Source organism: Pseudonocardia sp. McavD-2-B (genome assembly GCF_024124365.1).
Lineage (GTDB): Bacteria > Actinomycetota > Actinomycetes > Mycobacteriales > Pseudonocardiaceae > Pseudonocardia > Pseudonocardia alni.
Genome location: NZ_JAMXSG010000122.1, coordinates 1 through 16,406 on the forward strand (window position 1 = coordinate 1; position 16,406 = coordinate 16,406).

Below are 16,406 nucleotides of genomic sequence, written 5' to 3' on the forward strand. Positions count from 1 at the left end.
CCGCACGGGCAGGCGGTGCCGCCCGGGCGGGCGACGAGGTGCCCGAACCGGGTCGCGGCGCGGCCCGGGGCGCGCCCGTCGCGCACCAGTGCCACGCCGATCTCACTGCGTCCGCCGACGTGCGCCGTGGTCGTCCCCGCCGGCCCGGCGTCCGGTTCGGCCTGGGCGGCCAGTGCCGTGGCGCAGCGGACCTCCACCGCGATCCCGCCCGCCCCGAGCTGCTCGGCCTGTGCCGCGAGCAGGGTGCCGATCGCGGCCGCGTCCCAGCCCAGTGCCGGAGAGGTCACCGCCGTGGTGGCGGCGGAGCCGGACACGACACCGGGCACCGCCAGCACGATCCCGGCGGCGGGCCGGTCCCCGACGGCCGCGGCGAGCAGGAGCTCACGCAGGACCGGTGCCAGGTCCCGTGCGGCCCGCTGTGGCGGGGCCCCGGCGATCCCAGCCCGGTGCCATCGGCCGGCCCCGGCCCGGCCGGCCAGGTCGACCAGGCAACCGCCGACGCCGTCCTCCTCGATCTGCAGGGCGATGCCGACCGGTCCGGCCGGGTCGGGGACCAGACGGCGGCCGGGGCGTCCCGAGGTGCCGCCCGGGCCGGCGCCGATGTCGCGGACGAGGCCGCCGGCGAGCAGCTCCGCGATGAGCCCGGAGACCGTCGACCGGGTCAGTCCGGTCGCCGCGGCGATGCCGGCGCGGCTGATCGCGGACCCGTGGACGACCTCGCCCAGCACCAGGCCCAGGTGGTGTCGCCGCAGGTCACCGGCGGCGATCCGGCTGCTCGCGTCCATGCGTGCTCCGGTGTTAGTTCGTACGGAAGACGAACAAACTCTAGGCATGTGGCTGTTCGTGGGCCAGGGTCGGAGGGGCCGGCAGCGGAGCCGGTTCCCAGCGAGAGGACGACGATCATGGCCGAGGTCGCCTACCGGGCCGCGTCCCGTGTCTATCCGGGGCCGCCCCCGGTGCGCGCGGTCGACCGGCTCGACCTGGACATCGCCGACGGGGAGTTCCTGGTGCTCGTCGGCCCGTCCGGGTCCGGCAAGTCGACGGCACTGCGGATGCTCGCCGGGCTGGAGGACGTCGACGAGGGCGGCATCGAGATCGGGGGCCGCGAGGTGTCCGGCGTCGCGCCCAAGGAACGCGACATCGCGATGGTGTTCCAGAACTACGCGCTCTACCCGCACATGACCGTCGCGGAGAACATGGGCTTCGCCCTGCGGCTGCAGAAGGTCGGGAAGAGCGAGCTCACCCGGCGGGTCCGTGCGGCCGCCGAGCTGCTCGACCTCACGCCCTACCTCGACCGCAGGCCGAAGGCGCTCTCCGGTGGCCAGCGCCAGCGTGTCGCGATGGGCCGCGCCATCGTCCGCGAGCCCGCGGTGTTCCTCATGGACGAACCGCTGTCCAACCTGGACGCCAAGCTGCGGGTGGAGACCCGTGCGCACATCGCCGCCCTGCAGCAGCGGCTCGGCACCACGACCGTCTACGTCACCCACGACCAGGTCGAGGCCATGACGATGGGGCACCGCGTCGCGGTGCTGCGCGACGGTCTGCTGGAGCAGTGCGCCGCGCCTCGCGAGCTCTACGAGCGGCCCGCGACCGCCTTCGTCGCCGGGTTCATCGGCTCGCCCGCGATGAACCTGCGCACCGCGGTGCTCACCCCCGGTGGTGCCGACCTGGCCGGGGCCGCCGTCGCGCTGCCGCGGGACGTGCTGGCCGACGCGGCGGGGGCCGGGCTGTCCGAGGTCCTGCTCGGGGTCCGTCCGGAGGGTCTGCGCCCGGCCGACGACGCCGAGCCCGCCCTCGAGCTCACCGTCGAGCTCGCCGAGGAGCTGGGGTCGGACACCTTCGTGCACGGGCGGGTCGGTGCCGACGCGCAGCGGTTCGTCGTCCGGCTCGACGGCGGGGCGGGACCGGCCGTCGGTTCCCGGCTCCGGGTCGCGGCCCGTGAGGGCCGCACGGTGCACGCGTTCGACCCGGCGAGCGGCCGGCGGCTCGGCGGATGACCACGTATCTGCCCGAGGGGCTCGTGCTCGGCGCTGCCACCGCCGCTTATCAGATCGAAGGGGCGGTCGCCGAGGGCGGACGCACCCCCAGCATCTGGGACACCTTCGCCCACACCCCCGGTCGGACCGCGGACGGCGAGACCGGCGATGTCGCGGCCGACCACTACCACCGGGTCCACGAGGACGTGGCGCTCATGCGCGAGCTGGGCCTGCAGTCCTACCGCTTCTCCGTCAGCTGGAACCGGGTGACCCCGCAGGTCGGACCGGACGGCCTCGGACCCGTGTCGGCCCAGGGGCTCGCCTTCTACTCGGAGCTGGTCGACGCGCTGCGGGCCGCGGGGATCGCCCCGGTGCTCACGCTCTACCACTGGGACCTGCCCCAGGCCCTGGAGGACGCCGGTGGCTGGGCGGCACGGGCGACGGCGTACCGGTTCGCCGAGTACGCGGCCGTCGTCGCCGCCGCGCTGGGTGACCGGGTGGAGCTGTTCACGACGCTCAACGAGCCGTGGTGCAGCGCCTTCCTCGGCTACGCGGCCGGGGTGCACGCACCCGGTCGTACCGAGCCCGCCGCGGCACTGGCCGCGGTGCACCACCTCAACCTCGCCCACGGACTCGCCACCACGGCGATCCGGGAGCTGCTCCCCGGCGCCCGGATCGCCGTCAGCCTCAACCTGGCCTGGGTGCTGCCGCAGACCGGGTCCGACGCCGACCGCGACGCCGCCCGCCGGGTCGACGGTCTGCAGAACCGCCTGTTCACCGGGCCGATGCTCGACGGCGGCTACCCGGCCGACGTCCTCGCCGACACCGCCGGGGTCACCGACTGGTCGTTCGTCCTGCCCGGCGACGAGCGGCTGGTGCACGCCCCGCCGGACGTGCTGGGGGTCAACTACTACACGCCGACCGTCGTGCGGCACTGGACGCGCGAGCGGCCGAAGGAGACCGCCGACGGGCACGGCGACGGTGCCGCCACCCCGTGGGTCGCCTGCGAGGACGTCGAGTTCCCGCGGCCCGCCGGTCCGCTCACCGACATGGGCTGGGGGGTCGACGCCCGGGGCCTGGGCGCGTTGCTGCGCCGGCTCGCCGCCGAGCATCCCGGCCTGGACCTGGTGGTCACCGAGAACGGCGCCGCCTATCCCGACGTCCCCGCCGCCGACGGCGCGGTGCAGGACCACGACCGCGTCGCCTACCTGCACGACCACCTCGCCGAGACCGCCCGGGCCGCGGCCGACGGCCTGCCGGTCCGCGGCTACTACGTCTGGTCACTGCTCGACAACTTCGAGTGGGCCCGCGGCTACGCGATGCGCTTCGGCATCGTCGCCGTGGACCCGGTGACCCACGCCCGCACCCCCAAGCTCAGCGCCCGGTTCTACGCCGGCGTCCTGTCCACCGGCTCGCTGCCGGACCGTCCCGCACCCCCGTCCCAGGAGTCCCAGCCCATGTCCGTTCCCGCCCCCACCCCCGCCGACCGGTTCTCCTTCGGACTGTGGACCGTCGGCTGGACCGCGGCCGACCCGTTCGGCTCGCCCACCCGCCCCGAGCTCGACGTCGTCGAGGCCGTCGAGGAGCTCGCCGCGCGCGGCGCCTGGGGTCTCACCTTCCACGACGACGATCTGTTCGGCTTCGCGCCGGACCCGGCCCACCGGGACCGGCAGATCGCACGGCTGCGGAAGGCGTGCGAGGCGACCGGCATGACCGTTCCGATGATCACCACGAACCTGTTCTCGCACCCGGTGTTCAAGGACGGCGGGTTCACCTCCAACGACCGGACCGTGCGGCGCCTCGCGCTGCGCAAGGTGCTGCACAACGTCGAGCTGGCCGCGGAGCTCGGTGCCCGCACCTTCGTGCTGTGGGGTGGACGGGAGGGTTCGGAGTTCGACTCCGCCAAGGACGTCCGCGCCGCCCTGGACCGCTACCGTGAGGCCATGGACCTGCTCTGCGGGCACGTCCTGGAGCAGGGGTACGACATCCGGTTCGCGATCGAGCCGAAGCCCAACGAGCCCCGCGGGGACATCCTGCTGCCCACCGTCGGGCACGCGCTGGCCTTCGTCGAGCGCCTCGCCCACCCCGAGCTCGTGGGCGTCAACCCCGAGGTCGGGCACGAGCAGATGGCCGGGCTCAACATGACCCACGGCGTCGCCCAGGCACTGTGGGCCGGGAAGCTGTTCCACATCGACCTGAACGGCCAGCGCGGCATCAAGTACGACCAGGACCTGGTGTTCGGCCACGGTGACCTGCTGAACGCGTTCTCGCTGGTCGACCTGCTCGAGACCGCGGGCTACGACGGGCCACGGCACTTCGACTACAAGCCGGCGCGCACCGAGGACCGGCGCGGGGTGTGGGACAGCGCCGCCGCGAACATGCGCACCTACCTGCTGCTGCGCGAGCGGGCGGCCGCGTTCCGGGCCGATCCCGAGGTCGTCGCCGCGCTCGCCGAGGCCGGGGTGCCCGCACTGTCCGAGCCGACGCTGGGGGCCGGGGAGACCGCGGCGGACCTGTTCGCCGACCCGGCGCTGGACACCGTCGACCCGGACGCGCTGGGCCGTCGCGGGTACGGCTTCGTCCGGCTCCACCAGCTGGCACTGGAACACCTCGCCGGAGCACGATGACCCCGTGCACGACCGACCGGCTCCCCGCCCGCAGGCCCCGCCCGCGCGCCCACCGGCGGTGCGCCGGCACAACCTCGGCCTGCTGCTGGGGGCGCTGCGGGCGGCGCCGTCGTCGCGGGCGACGCTCGCCGCGGCGACCGGGCTGACCCGCGGCGCCGTCGCGGGGCTGCTGGACCCGCTGGTCGCCGCGGGCGTGCTCGCGGAGGGCGAGCCCGACCGCAGCCGGGTCGGCCGGCCCGGCACCCCCCTGGTGTTCGCCGGCAGCGGGCCGGTCGTGCTGGCCGTGTCGGTCGAGGTCGACGGCGTCGACGCGCTGGTCACCGGTCTGGACGGGCAGGTGGTGCACCGGTCGCGCCGGCGCCGCGACCACCGCGGCCTCGACCCGGATGCGGTGTTCGGGCGGGCCGCGCGGACCGCGGCGAACCTGGCCGCGCGCACCGGCCGAACGGTCGCCGGGGCCGGGATCGCCGTCCCCGGACCGGTGCGCGGCTCGGACGGCGCGGCGGTACTGCTGCGGGCCCCGAACCTGCCCCGGCTCGACGGCTGCCGCCCCGCCGAGCACGCCGGTGCGCTCGGTGAGGTGCCGCTGCTCGTCGGCAACGAGGCCTCGCTCGGGGCGCTCGCGCACCTGGGGCAGGCCGACGACTTCGTCTACGTCTCCGCCGACGTGGGGATCGGCGGCGGGATCGTCGTCGACGGGCGGGTGCTGCCCGGTGCCCGCGGCGTCGCCGGGGAGATCGGGCACGTCGTGATCGAGCGCGCCGGGCGGCTCTGCGGCTGCGGCGGCACCGGCTGCGTCGAGGTCTACGCGGGCCTGCCCGCCCTGCTCGGCGACGCGGGCGCCGCCGACGTCGCGGCGCTGCGGACCGCCGCCCGCGCGGGGGACCCGGCCGCGACGGGGGCGCTGGCCCGGGCCGGTGCCGCGCTGGGTACGGCGCTGACGTCGGTACTCCACGTCGTCGACGTCGGCACCGTCGTCCTCGGTGGCAGCTACGCCGAGCTGGGCACCTGGCTGGTCCCCGCGGTGCACGCGGAGCTGGTGCGCCGCGGGGTCGCGACCGGGCCGGACGTCGCCGTGCTCGTGTCCCCGCACGGCCGGGCGGCCACCGTCACCGGGACCGCCCGCGCCGTGGCCGACCGGGTGCTGGGCGAGCCGGACCTGCTCCTCGCCGGCTGAGCCCGGCTCAGGCCAGCACCCAGGTGTCCTTCGCCCCGCCGCCGCGCGAGGAGTTCACGATCATCCCGCCGGGCGGGGCGACCCGCGACAGCGCCGCGGGCAGCACGTCGACCTCGGGCACCCCGCCGGCGCCGGGGGACTGCACCGCGAAGACCCGCAGGTCGACGGCCTGGGGCCGGAGGGCGCCGTCGGTGAAGGTGGGATGGGTGGAGATCCCGACGAGGTCCTGGGCGACCCAGCCGGCCGGGGAGTCCCGGATCGCCGCGGCCACCCGGTCCAGCTCGGCGCGCCCGGCGTGCGGGCCGATCACGATCCCGGCGCCGCCGTAGCCGTCGACAGGCTTGAGCACCAGCCGGTCGAGCCGGTCCAGAACCTGCTCACGGGCGAGCGGGTCGACGCAGGGCAGCGTCGGCACCGAGGCCAGCACCGGCTTCTCGCCGAGGTAGTAGCGGATCATCTCCGGCACGTAGGCGTAGACGAGCTTGTCGTCGGCGACGCCGTTGCCGGGCGCGTTGCGCAGCGCCACCCGCCCGCGGGCCATAGCCGCCCACAGCGCGCGGCCGAGCGGGCGGTGGTCGGCGCCGCGGGCGATCGCGAGCTCGTTCTCGTCCATCCGACGGTAGAGGGTGGTGATCCGGCGCCGCCGCCCACCGCCGACGAGGAACAGCGCGCCGTCGGTGACCTGCAGCCGGGCCGGGGTCACCAGCGGGACGCCCATCGCCTCGGCGAGCAGCCGGTGCTCGAAGAACGCCGGGTCCACCTCGCCCGCGGTCAGCAGCGCGGCCTCCCCGTCGGGTCCGTCGGGGTCGCCGGCAGCGAGCGCCGCCCGCAGCCGGTCCGGCACGTCGTCGAGGTGGCGCACCTCCGAGGGCGACTCCAGGTCGGGCAGCACGCTGCGGATCAGGCGCCGGCTCATCATCGAGAACCCGATGCCCGACGGGACGCGCAGGTTGTCCTCCAGCACGACCCAGCCGTCGGCGTCGTCGCGGACCAGGTCGATGCCGCCCACGGCGATCCGCACCGCGTCCGGCGGCACCAGCGCGCCCGAGCGGGTGCGGCCGGGGGCCTGCTCGACCACCGAGGCCGGGACGACCCGGTCGCGCACGATCTCGCGCCGGCCGTAGACGTCGCGCACGAAGCACTCCAGCGCCCGGATCCGCTGCTCCAGCCCGGACGCGAGGTGCGCCCAGTCGTGGCGCTCGATGATCCGCGGCACCAGGTCCAGCGGGAACAGCCGCTCGCCGTCGTCGCCGGGCTCGACGCCGGGGACCGGGAAGGTCACCCCGCGGGCGCGCTGCTCGGTGCGCAGCGCGTTCTCCGCCGCGGCCAGCCCGCGCGGGCCGAGCCGCTCCAGCGAGCGGAACAGCCAGCCGTAGCCGGGCCGGACGGCGCCGGTCGCGTCGACGGCCTCGTCGTAGCGGGGTGGGACGTAGCCGTCCAGCAGCTCCGGCGCGGACGGCACGGTCTCCGCCGGTGCCGACGGCGGCCGCTCGCCGTGGGTGCGGGCCAGCAGCTCGTCGACCACGTCGGTCAGCGACCCGCGACGCCCGAACGCGCGCCGTTGCGCCGCCGCGCCCGATCCGCGGGCCAGGACGCCCTCGGCCAGCTCGGCGACCTGCTCGTGGTCGCCGACCTCCTCCAGCCACGGCCGCAGGTCCTCCACCAGCGCGCGCAGCTGCACCGACGGGGAGCTCAGTGTCGGGGGACCGGCAGGGGCCCGGCCGATCTCGACGAGGTCGCCCTCCAGCCCGGACCGCGCGGCCCGCCAACCGGCCGCACGCAGCAGCTCGTACCGGGCGCGGGGCAGCGGCCTGCCCGCCTCGGTGTCGGCGCGGGCCCGCCCGACCAGCGCGCGGAACAGACCCGCGACCAGCACGACGTCGTCGACGTCGGGACAGGCGTCGCACAGCCGCAGCTCGACGGTCGGCAGGTGTGCGCTGGGTCGGACGTCGAAGTAGAGCATCCCGGCGTCGCTGATCGTCCCGGACGCGATGAGCTCGTCGATCATCGTGTCGTACTCGGCGGCGGTGGTGACGTCGCCGGGCGGCCCGGCGGTGGGCCAGCGCTGCCAGATCATGCTGCGGTAGCTGGCATAGCCGGTGTCGTGGCCGCGCCAGTACGGCGAGCTGGCGGTGATGGCGAGCAGGGTCGGCAGGGCGGGGGAGACCCGGCGCGAGACCTGCACGGCGGTGTCGCGGTCGGGGACGTCGACGTGCACCTGCACCCCGCAGATGTGCTGCTCGCGCACCAGCATCTGGTACTCGTGCTGCATCCGCTCGTACCGGGCTCCGGCGGAGATGTCGTCGCCGGACAGGTCGACCAGCGGCACCGTCCCGGCCGCGACCACACCCAGCCCCAGCGGTTCGGCCGCCTCGCGCAGCCGGGTACGCAGGCGTCGCACGTGGGTGCGCAGCTCGTCCAGCGACGGCGTCGCGGGCGAGTTGGTCTCGACCAGCGACCGTTGCAGCTCGGGGAAGAACTCCGCCCCGTCCAGGTGCTCCAGCAACCGTTCCGCGTCGGGCGCGGCCCGGCGGTCGGCCAGGCCGACCACGTGGAACTCCTCCTCGACCCCCACCAGCGGCACGTTCCCCACGGCCGGTGACGCTAGGTGTCCGCTGTTACGTCCGTGTGTCCCGCGGCGATCGCGCCCGACGCCACTCCGTCCGGTGGTCCGTACGGCGGTATCCGGACGTCTGTCCGGACCAGTTCCCACCGGCTGTTCTCTCCAGCGTGTCCGGATCCGCCGACCCCACGGAGCCGCCCATGTCCGCCGGCCGCCGCGCGCGGGCCCGCAGCTTCGTCGAACCTCGCCACGCCGATGGGCGCCCCACCGCGGTCCGGCACCGGCGCGGCCCCATCACGGCGGGCTCGACCGGACGGGTGACGTGTGCCGACCACTGCGGCCGATCACCGCTGCCGCGGGCAGAGGATCCGTGAACTCGCTTACCGGGTAAGCGGATTCGTGGAGCGAACTGTGCCCACCCCGATATCGGGGAACACCGGCTCACGGCTCGGCCTGCACGGCCGACACGCGGTGGTCGGCAGACGGTCGGCGCGTGGAATCGCCTACCGGTCGAGCGAGTACTCCGGGAGAGCACCCGGGACCACGGCGGCGGCGGCCTCGGCCGCCCGGGCGATCCGCAGCAGGTCCGCGTGCTGTGCCGCCGCCTCGTCGGGCGACAGGGGATCGCCGTGCCCCGGGACGAACACCCGTGTCCCGGTGGCGACGGGGGCTGCGGCGACGTCGAGCAGCAGCCCCACGGCGGCCGCCCAGTCGCGGCGGTAGGAGTCCGGCCCGAACGACGGCGGCGCCCCGTTCTCCAGCAGGTCCCCGGCGAAGAGCACGCCCGCGTCCGGGACGTGCACCGCCAGGTCGTGTCCGGTGTGCGCGGGGCCGGGGTGCACGAGCTGCACGACGCGTCCGCCCAGGTCGAGCGTGTGCACGGAGGCCGGGCGGGGGCAGACCGGGCGGTCGGGGAGGACCGGGACGGTGGCGGCGAGCGCGTCGGCCGTCGCGGCGGCGGAGCTGCCGGATCCCCCGGAGCTGCCGGCGCTCCCGGCGTCGCGGTAGTGCCGGGACCAGTGGGCGCGCTGGGCGGCGGCCGTCGCCAGCAGTGCACCCGCGCAGCCGGCCTGGGCGTACACCGGGGCGCCCGGGAACGCGGCGGTGCCGAAGCAGTGGTCGAAGTGGGCGTGGGTGAGGGCCACGACGGCCGGCAGGGCGGTCACCGCGCGCACCGCGGTGGCGAGCTCGGCGCCCTGGGCGGTGTCGCCGCGGGTGTCGATGACCAGGGCGGCGGACGTGCCGAGCACGAGACCGGTGGTCAGGTCGAGCTCGTGGTGCCGGCGGGCGAGTACCCCGTCGGCGAGCTCGAGCCAGCGCCCGTCCGACCGCTGCCCGCCCGACCGCTGCCCGTCCATCCGGTGATCCTCGCGCTCAGACCGCGATCGCGGTGGACCGGCCCAGGGCGTCGGTTCCCGGGCCGAGCAGCTCCGCGGTCCCGTGGGCCACGCGTTCCGCGGTCCAGGCGCAGGCCAGCGCGTCGAGGACGTCGTCGAGCCGGGCGGCGGTGGGCAGGTCACCGAGCGACGCGGCGGAGGGGACCCACTCCGACAGCGCCGCGACCCGCTGGCCCGCCCCGCGCGCGGTCTTCTTCGCCGCGAAGACACGCGACGGTGCCATGGTGCGGAACGTCAGCTCCGGGTGCGCCTCGACCACCGACGACGGCAGCCGCACCTGCTGGAACTCGCGGATCTTCCCGACGATGTACCAGGTCTGCAGGCTGATCTTCTTCCCCGTGACGGCCTGGGCGGCGGCGCAGGCCTCGTCGTAGGAGCCTGCGTCGAGCACCGGGGCGGGCGGGGTCGGGAACAGGGAGGACCGCGCCCGGCCCAGCCGCGCCGACGCGAGGATCTCGGCCTCGCGGCGCTGCGCACCGGCCGGGACCGACAGCGGGATGTCGATCCCGACGGCGTCGCACCCGGCCGTCGCGGCGAGTACCGACGCCGCGTCGGGGACCACCGTCCACGTCACCTCACGTGTCCGTCCGCTGCCGGAGAGCACGCACACCACCCAGCCACCCGGGACCCCGTCCACGCCGCTGATCCGCATGGGGGAGGATCGTGCCCCGTGCGCGTCTACCTGGGCAGTGACCACGCCGGTTTCGAGGTCAAGGGCAAGCTCGTCGAGTACCTGACCGAGCAGGGGATCGAGGCGATCGACGTCGGGGCTCCGACCTACGACGCCCTCGACGACTACCCCGCCTGGTGCATCGAGACCGCGCGGCGCGTGGTCGAGGACCCGGAGTCCCTCGGCATCGTGCTGGGCGGGTCCGGCAACGGCGAGCAGATCGCCGCCAACAAGGTGCAGGGCATCCGCGCCGCGCTGGCGTGGAACGAGGCCACCGCGACGCTCGCCCGCGAGCACAACGACGCCCAGATCATCGGTGTCGGCGCGCGGCAGCACAGCTTCGACGAGGTCGTCGCGATCGTCGACGCCTTCCTGGCCACCCCGTTCTCCGGCGACGCGCGCCACCAGCGGCGCATCGACCAGGTCCTCGACTACGAGCGGACCGGCGAGATCGAGCTCCCCGCGTCCTGACCCGGAGCCGGGATGCCCGAGGGACACACGCTGCACCGGCTGGCGCGGCTGCACCGGAAGCTGTTCGTGCGCCGGCCGGTCGGCGTGTCCAGCCCGCAGGGCCGTTTCGGAGCCTGTGCGGCGCTGCTCGACGGTGAGGTGATGACCGGGGCCGAGGCCCACGGCAAGCACCTGTTCCACCGCTACGGCCGCGACCGCGTCGTGCACGTCCACCTCGGGCTGTACGGCACGTTCGTCGAACAGCCGCTGCCCGCGCCGGAACCGGTCGGGCAGCTGCGGATGCGCCTGGTCGGGCAGACCCACTACGCGGATCTGCGCGGCCCGACCGCCTGTGAGCTCCTCACCTCGGCCGAGGCCCGCGTCCTGAGGGCCCGGCTGGGTGCGGACCCGCTGCGTCCCGACGCCGACCCGGACACGGTCTGGGCCCGCATCTCGGCCTCGCGCAGCCCGCTCGCGACGCTGCTGATGGACCAGAAGGTGCTCGCCGGCGTCGGGAACGTCTACCGCGCCGAGGTGCTGTTCCGGCACGGCCTGGACCCGCAGCTCCCGGGCCGGTCGCTGGACCGGGAGACGTGGGACGCGATGTGGGCCGATCTCGTCGTGCTCATGCGCGACGGCGTGCGGACCGGCCGTATCGACACCGTGCGTCCCGAGCACGACCCGCGCCGGCGCGGGCAGGCCGGACGGAAGGACCGGCACGGCGGCGAGGTCTACGTCTACCGCCGCACCGGGATGGACTGCCTCGTCTGCGGCACGCCGGTACGGCACGCCGGGCACCAGAACCGCAACCTGTTCTGGTGCCCGGCCTGCCAACCGTCGCGGGTCTAGGGTCGGACCCGTGGAGCAGAAGCCGATCGAGTGCTGGATGACCGACATGGACGGCGTCCTCGTCCGCGAGGGCAGCATCGTCCCGGGTGCGGACACGCTGCTGTCGCGGCTGCGGGACAAGGGCGTGCCGTTCCTGGTCCTGACCAACAACAGCATCCACACCCCCCGCGACCTGCGCTACCGGTTGCAGGCCACCGGCCTCGACGTGCCGGAGGAGTCGATCTGGACCTCCGCGCTCGCCACCGCCGCGTTCCTCGGCGAGCAGCGCCCGCAGGGCAGCGCCTACGTGATCGGCGAGGCCGGGCTGACCACCGCGCTGCACGACATCGGCTACGTCATCACCGACCGCAACCCCGACTACGTCGTGCTCGGCGAGACCCGCACCTACAGCTTCTCCTCGATCGCGACCGCGATGCGCCTGGTCGAGCAGGGTTCCCGGTTCGTCGCCACCAACCCCGACGCGACCGGCCCGTCCCCGGAGGGCATCCTCCCCGCGACCGGCTCGGTCGCCGCGATGATCTCCAAGGCCACCGGGGTCGACCCGTACTTCGTCGGCAAGCCGAACCCGCTGATGATGCGGGCCGCGCTCAACCGGCTCGGCGCGCACTCGGAGTCCACGGTCATGATCGGCGACCGGATGGACACCGACATCCTGGCCGGACTGGAGGCCGGGATGCGCACGGTGCTGGTGCTCTCGGGCATCACCAGGGAGCACGAGATCGACCGGTTCCCGTTCCGCCCGACGCGGGTCGTCTCCTCGGTCGCGGACCTGATCGACGACGTCTGATCCGCCCCCGGACCTGCGGGGTTGCGAACTACACCGATGTGGTTCACCCTCGAACACATGTACGGAGAACTGGTGTCCTGGCAGCGGTGCGCCGGCTGCGGCGCGGAGGCCGAGCTCCCCGGTGACGAGACGGCGGGCGTCGCCGTCCCGTGCCCGGACTGCCCCGGCTCGATGACCGAGGAGTTCAGCTGGGACTCGGTCGCGGCCTGAGCGGCCCGCTCAGACCTTGAACCCCAGTGCGCTGGGCTCACCCCGGCGCAGCGCCGCGACGTGCTCGACGACCGTGGTCAGCGAGTGCAGGTCGTGGCCGTTGCGCATGGCCGAGACCAGCGCGCGCTCGGCGGCCTCGATGCCCTCGGCGGCGTCGACGACCTCGGCGAGCCGGTCCGGCGCGGCGATCAGCAGGCCGTCGTCGTCGCCGCACACCAGGTCGCCCGGGCTCACGACGAGCCCGCCGAACGACACCATCTCGTCGACGGTGCCCGGGTCGCTCGTGCTGCCCGAGGCCGGGCAGGTCCCGCGGGCGAACACCGGCAGTCCGATCCCGCGCAGCCCGCGGACGTCGCGGACCAGCCCGTCGACGACGATCCCGGCCAGCCCGCGCCGCTTCGCCTCGGTCGCGAACAGCTCACCGGACACGGCGCGGTGACCACCCCCTCCGGCGACCACGAGCACCGAGCCGGGGCGGGCCGCGGACAGCGCAGCGAACATCGGCAGGTGGTCGTCCACACAGGACACCGTCACCGCGGGCCCGGCCATCGACACGTCCGGCACCAGGGCCCGGATCGCGGGGTCCACCACGGGGAGCGACTTGTCGGCGTCGCAGATGGCGGACACCTGCAGCTCGCGCAGACGGTCCAGGAGGTCGGTCATGGACGTCATCCTGTCGCACCGTCCGCCGTTGCGCGCCGTCGAGCGTCCGCGGCGCGCGCGGCGATCTCCGAGCGGCGCACCTTCCCGGCGTCGTCGCGCAGCGGGTGGTCGACGACGTCGATGCTCCGTGGCTGTTTCGCCCTGCTCAGACGCCCGTCGAGGAACTCGCGAAGATCGTTCTCGATGCCCGGTTCGGCCTGTACGACGGCGTGCACGACGTGCCCGTAGTCGGAATCCGGCAGCCCGACGACGACGGCGTCCCGTACCCCGGGATGCGCGGTCAGCGCCGCCTCGACCTCCGCCGGGTACACGTTCGCGCCGCCGACGAGGATCATGTCCGAGCGCCGGTCGGCCAGGTACAGGTAGCCGTCGGCGTCCAGTGAGCCCATGTCGCCGAGCGACTCCCAGCCGTCGCGCTCGCGGGCGGAGGCGCCCAGGTAGTGGTACGTCGGCGCCCCGCCCGACCGCATCCAGATCTCACCGGTGACACCGGGGCCGAGCTCACGGCCGTCGTCGTCGCGGACGGTGATCTCGCCGCGGGTGACCCGCCCGACCGACCCCGGGTGGGCCAGCCAGTCGTGGCCGTCGATCGCGGTGCCGGCCTGCGACTCGGTGCCGGAGTAGATCTCGAACACCGTCTCCGCGCCGACCCGGTCGATCCAGCCGCGCTTGACCTCCGGCGGGCAGGGCGCGCCGACGTGCAGCACGGTCCGCAGGGTCCCGGTGTCGCAGGCGGCCCAGTCGGCGTCGGGCAGGCGCAGCATCCGGCTCATCATGGTCGGCACCGCGTAGAGCCAGGTGACGCCGTACGCGGGGATCATCGCGAGTGCGCGGGCGGCGTCGAACCGGCCCATGAGCACGACGTGGTGGCCCTGGAGCAACGCCATCAGCGTGAACATGAAGGGCGCGTTGTGGTGCAGCGGCGCGGTGCAGCCGAAGACGCCGTCGCGGTCGATGCGCAGCCCGTCGGCGCGGGCCAGGACCTGTTCGACGCAGGCGGCCTGACCGGCGACGATCACCTTCGGGGTACCGGTCGACCCGCCCGAGGTGGGGGCCTTCCAGCTGGGCCCGACGACGTCGGGGAGCGGGCCGTCGTCGTAGGAGCCGGCGTCGACCGGGGTGTCGACGACGAGCGCCGGCGCGGCGACGGCGAGCACCGCGTCGCGCTCGGCGGCGGGCAGCCGGGCCGACAGCGGCTGCGGCACCGCGCCAACCTTCCACGCCGCGACCGAGCTCTCGAGGTGCGCGGCGCTGTTCGGCAGCGCGATCGACACCAGGTCCCCGCGCCGCACCCCGCGGTCGGCGAACGCCCTGGCCAGACGGTTGGTGCAGGCGTCGAACTCCGCGCGGGTGCGCACCACACCGGGGCCGTCCGCGGTGTCCTCGGTGACCAGCGGGCGGTCCGGGTCGGCGGCGACGAGCGCCCGCAGCCGGGCGGCGAGCGCGGTCGCGCCGGCGGGCACCTCGGGCTCGGGGAAGCGGGGCTCGCGGAGTCGTGCGGTCATGCGGTCCTCCCGGTGGTGCCGGTGACGGCGGCGTCGAGACGCTCGTCGTCGGGGACCGGTCCGCGGGCCAGGACGTACCGGGCCGCCAGCAGCGAGATGAGCACGATCACCAGCGAGTACCCCACGACGGGCACGATCGACCCGGTCGCGGCCAGCAGCGACTGCCCGACGAGCGGGGCGGTGCCGCCGAACAGCGTGCCCGCCAGCGCGTAGGACAGCGAGATCGCGGTGTAGCGCATCCGCGCGGGGAACGCCTCGGCCAGCATCCCGGCGAGGATCGCGTAGTACATCGTGTGCGGCAGCGTCGCGAGCGCCATGCCGAGCGCGGCCAGCCCGAAGCTGCCGGTGGAGATCAGCCAGAACATCACCGGGAACAGCGGCAGCTCGATCAGCAGCAGCGCGGTGACGACCTTCCGCGGGTTCCACCAGGTCGCCATGAACGCCCCGAGCGGCTGGGTGAAGAACTGCACGGTCGAGCTGATCAGCACGACGTTGAGGAACACCTGGCGGTCGAAGCCGAGGTCGTTGACCGCCCAGGACAGCGCGAACGTGTTCTTGAAGTACGCGGCCGCGGCCACCAGTGCGCACGCTCCCACCGAGACGACCACCAGCATCGTCCGCTCCCGCAGCAGCTCCGCGAGCGGGAACCGCGCCGTCGTGCCGCGCGACCGCATCGCGACCAGCGCCGGGCTCTCCTCGATCCGCAGCCGGATCACCAGCCCGACGACGACCAGCGCCGCCGACACGAGGAACGGCACGCGCCAGCCCCAGGACAGGAAGGCGTCCTCCGGCAGCATCGCGACGAGCGCGAACGAGCCGGTGGCGAGCATCTGCCCCGCCGGACTGCCCTGCTGGGCGAAGGCGCCGTAGAGGATCCGGCGGTTCTTCGACGCGTGCTCCGAGGCGATCAGCACCGCGCCGCCCCACTCCCCGCCGACGGCGAGCCCCTGTACGAGCCGGGCCACGACCAGCAGCACCGGGGCGAGGACGCCGATGTCGTCGTGGACGGGCAGCAGCCCGATCGCGAGCGTCGAGACGCCCATCAGCAGCAGCGTCGCGACCAGCGCGGTCTTGCGGCCGAGCCGGTCACCGAGGTGGCCGAAGACGATCCCGCCGATCGGCCGGGCGAGGAACCCGACCCAGAACGTGGCGAACGAGGCCAGCACACCGGCGGCGGGGGAGGCGTTCGGGAAGAACAGCGGCCCCAGCACCAGCGCGGCGGCGGTGCCGTAGATGTAGAAGTCGTACCACTCGATGGTGGTGCCGACGAACGAGGCGATCCCCGCCTTGCGGCGCATCGACGGTGTGCTCGTGCTCAACCCGGTGCCCCCTTGCACTCGTCGTGGAGCGACGGTCGCGACCACGCCGTCGTGACCACCGCCACGCAACGGTAGAACAGCATTGGGACGCCATCGGGACGCTCTTGCTTCCGTTCCTGTCGTCGGATCGACATGATCGGAGGGTGGAGCTACGGCAGCTGGAGTCGTTCGTCGTCGTCGCCGAGGAACTGCACTTCGGTCGGGCCGCGGCCC

General features: G+C 74.7%; 13 protein-coding genes and 2 pseudogenes. 8 read left to right on the forward strand and 7 right to left on the reverse strand.

Features of this window, described 5'->3' with window-relative positions:
- A pseudogene (locus NH602_RS16875) lies at positions 1–785 on the reverse strand (transcriptional regulator); the annotation flags it as partial.
- Between the two features lie 117 nt (positions 786–902).
- Between NH602_RS16875 and NH602_RS16880 the strand changes: the two are divergent.
- From NH602_RS16880 to NH602_RS16895, 4 genes and pseudogenes are all read left to right on the forward strand, one after another.
- Positions 903–1,997, forward strand: a complete 1,095-nt coding sequence (locus tag NH602_RS16880; protein WP_161152673.1) for an ABC transporter ATP-binding protein — start codon at positions 903–905, stop codon at positions 1,995–1,997.
- A pseudogene (locus NH602_RS16885) lies at positions 1,994–3,322 on the forward strand (GH1 family beta-glucosidase); the annotation flags it as partial. The gene NH602_RS16880 and the pseudogene NH602_RS16885, both read left to right, overlap by 4 nt.
- Positions 3,323–3,433: 111 nt before the next feature.
- A complete protein-coding gene (xylA, locus tag NH602_RS16890) occupies positions 3,434–4,603 on the forward strand; it encodes a xylose isomerase (protein ID WP_073575597.1) in 1,170 nt (389 codons plus the stop codon).
- Positions 4,604–4,607: 4 nt separating this feature from the next.
- Positions 4,608–5,780: an ROK family protein gene (locus tag NH602_RS16895; protein ID WP_253068302.1), complete on the forward strand. Its 1,173-nt coding sequence runs from the start codon at positions 4,608–4,610 to the stop codon at positions 5,778–5,780.
- A gap of 7 nt (positions 5,781–5,787) precedes the next feature.
- On the opposite strand, the gene NH602_RS16900 is transcribed toward NH602_RS16895, so the two are convergent.
- The 3 genes from NH602_RS16900 to NH602_RS16910 all read right to left on the reverse strand — a co-directional run bounded on the left by NH602_RS16900 (position 5,788) and on the right by NH602_RS16910 (position 10,392).
- The gene (locus NH602_RS16900) at positions 5,788–8,373 is read right to left on the reverse strand and encodes a carboxylate--amine ligase/circularly permuted type 2 ATP-grasp protein (RefSeq protein ID WP_253068303.1); all 2,586 of its coding nucleotides are present in this window, start codon (positions 8,371–8,373) and stop codon (positions 5,788–5,790) included.
- A 473-nt stretch (positions 8,374–8,846) separates the two neighbouring features.
- A complete protein-coding gene (locus tag NH602_RS16905; RefSeq protein ID WP_253068304.1) occupies positions 8,847–9,701 on the reverse strand; it encodes an MBL fold metallo-hydrolase in 855 nt (284 codons plus the stop codon).
- Between the two features lie 16 nt (positions 9,702–9,717).
- Complete coding sequence (locus NH602_RS16910; protein WP_253068305.1) at positions 9,718–10,392, reverse strand: DUF429 domain-containing protein; 675 nt, start codon at positions 10,390–10,392, stop codon at positions 9,718–9,720.
- An 18-nt stretch (positions 10,393–10,410) separates the two neighbouring features.
- Between NH602_RS16910 and NH602_RS16915 the strand changes: the two genes are divergently transcribed.
- The 4 genes from NH602_RS16915 to NH602_RS16930 are packed head-to-tail and all read left to right on the forward strand — an operon-like array spanning position 10,411 to position 12,706.
- Positions 10,411–10,881, forward strand: a complete 471-nt coding sequence (locus NH602_RS16915) for a ribose-5-phosphate isomerase (protein WP_073575573.1) — start codon at positions 10,411–10,413, stop codon at positions 10,879–10,881.
- Between the two features lie 12 nt (positions 10,882–10,893).
- Positions 10,894–11,709: an Fpg/Nei family DNA glycosylase gene (locus NH602_RS16920; RefSeq protein WP_253068306.1), complete on the forward strand. Its 816-nt coding sequence runs from the start codon at positions 10,894–10,896 to the stop codon at positions 11,707–11,709.
- A gap of 46 nt (positions 11,710–11,755) precedes the next feature.
- A complete protein-coding gene (locus NH602_RS16925; protein ID WP_208623135.1) occupies positions 11,756–12,496 on the forward strand; it encodes an HAD-IIA family hydrolase in 741 nt (246 codons plus the stop codon).
- A gap of 57 nt (positions 12,497–12,553) precedes the next feature.
- Positions 12,554–12,706: a hypothetical protein gene (locus tag NH602_RS16930; RefSeq protein WP_157818307.1), complete on the forward strand. Its 153-nt coding sequence runs from the start codon at positions 12,554–12,556 to the stop codon at positions 12,704–12,706.
- 9 nt (positions 12,707–12,715) lie between these two features.
- On the opposite strand, the gene NH602_RS16935 is transcribed toward NH602_RS16930, so the two are convergent.
- The 3 genes from NH602_RS16935 to NH602_RS16945 are packed head-to-tail and all read right to left on the reverse strand — an operon-like array spanning position 12,716 to position 16,193.
- Positions 12,716–13,369 carry an RraA family protein gene (locus NH602_RS16935; RefSeq protein WP_237453574.1) on the reverse strand — a complete coding sequence of 218 codons (654 nt, stop codon included), beginning with the start codon at positions 13,367–13,369 and terminating at the stop codon, positions 12,716–12,718.
- Positions 13,370–13,374: 5 nt separating this feature from the next.
- On the reverse strand, positions 13,375–14,874 hold the full coding sequence (locus tag NH602_RS16940; protein ID WP_253068307.1) for an AMP-binding protein: 1,500 nt from the start codon (positions 14,872–14,874) through the stop codon (positions 13,375–13,377).
- On the reverse strand, positions 14,871–16,193 hold the full coding sequence (locus NH602_RS16945; protein WP_253068308.1) for an MFS transporter: 1,323 nt from the start codon (positions 16,191–16,193) through the stop codon (positions 14,871–14,873). The genes NH602_RS16940 and NH602_RS16945 overlap by 4 nt, the downstream gene beginning before the upstream one ends.
- Between the last annotated feature and the right edge of the window lie 213 nt (positions 16,194–16,406).

Excerpts from the sequence above, each read along its gene's own strand:
- NH602_RS16880 (WP_161152673.1), top strand. The coding sequence starts at position 903 with ATGGCCGAGGTCGCCTACCGGGCCGCGTCCCGTGTCTATCCGGGGCCG.
- xylA (WP_073575597.1), top strand. The coding sequence starts at position 3,434 with ATGTCCGTTCCCGCCCCCACCCCCGCCGACCGGTTCTCCTTCGGACTG.
- NH602_RS16905 (WP_253068304.1), bottom strand. The coding sequence starts at position 9,701 with ATGGACGGGCAGCGGTCGGGCGGGCAGCGGTCGGACGGGCGCTGGCTC.
- NH602_RS16910 (WP_253068305.1), bottom strand. The coding sequence starts at position 10,392 with ATGCGGATCAGCGGCGTGGACGGGGTCCCGGGTGGCTGGGTGGTGTGC.
- NH602_RS16920 (WP_253068306.1), top strand. The coding sequence starts at position 10,894 with ATGCCCGAGGGACACACGCTGCACCGGCTGGCGCGGCTGCACCGGAAG.
- NH602_RS16925 (WP_208623135.1), top strand. The coding sequence starts at position 11,756 with ATGGACGGCGTCCTCGTCCGCGAGGGCAGCATCGTCCCGGGTGCGGAC.
- NH602_RS16930 (WP_157818307.1), top strand. The coding sequence starts at position 12,554 with ATGTACGGAGAACTGGTGTCCTGGCAGCGGTGCGCCGGCTGCGGCGCG.
- NH602_RS16935 (WP_237453574.1), bottom strand. The coding sequence starts at position 13,369 with ATGACCGACCTCCTGGACCGTCTGCGCGAGCTGCAGGTGTCCGCCATC.
- NH602_RS16940 (WP_253068307.1), bottom strand. The coding sequence starts at position 14,874 with ATGACCGCACGACTCCGCGAGCCCCGCTTCCCCGAGCCCGAGGTGCCC.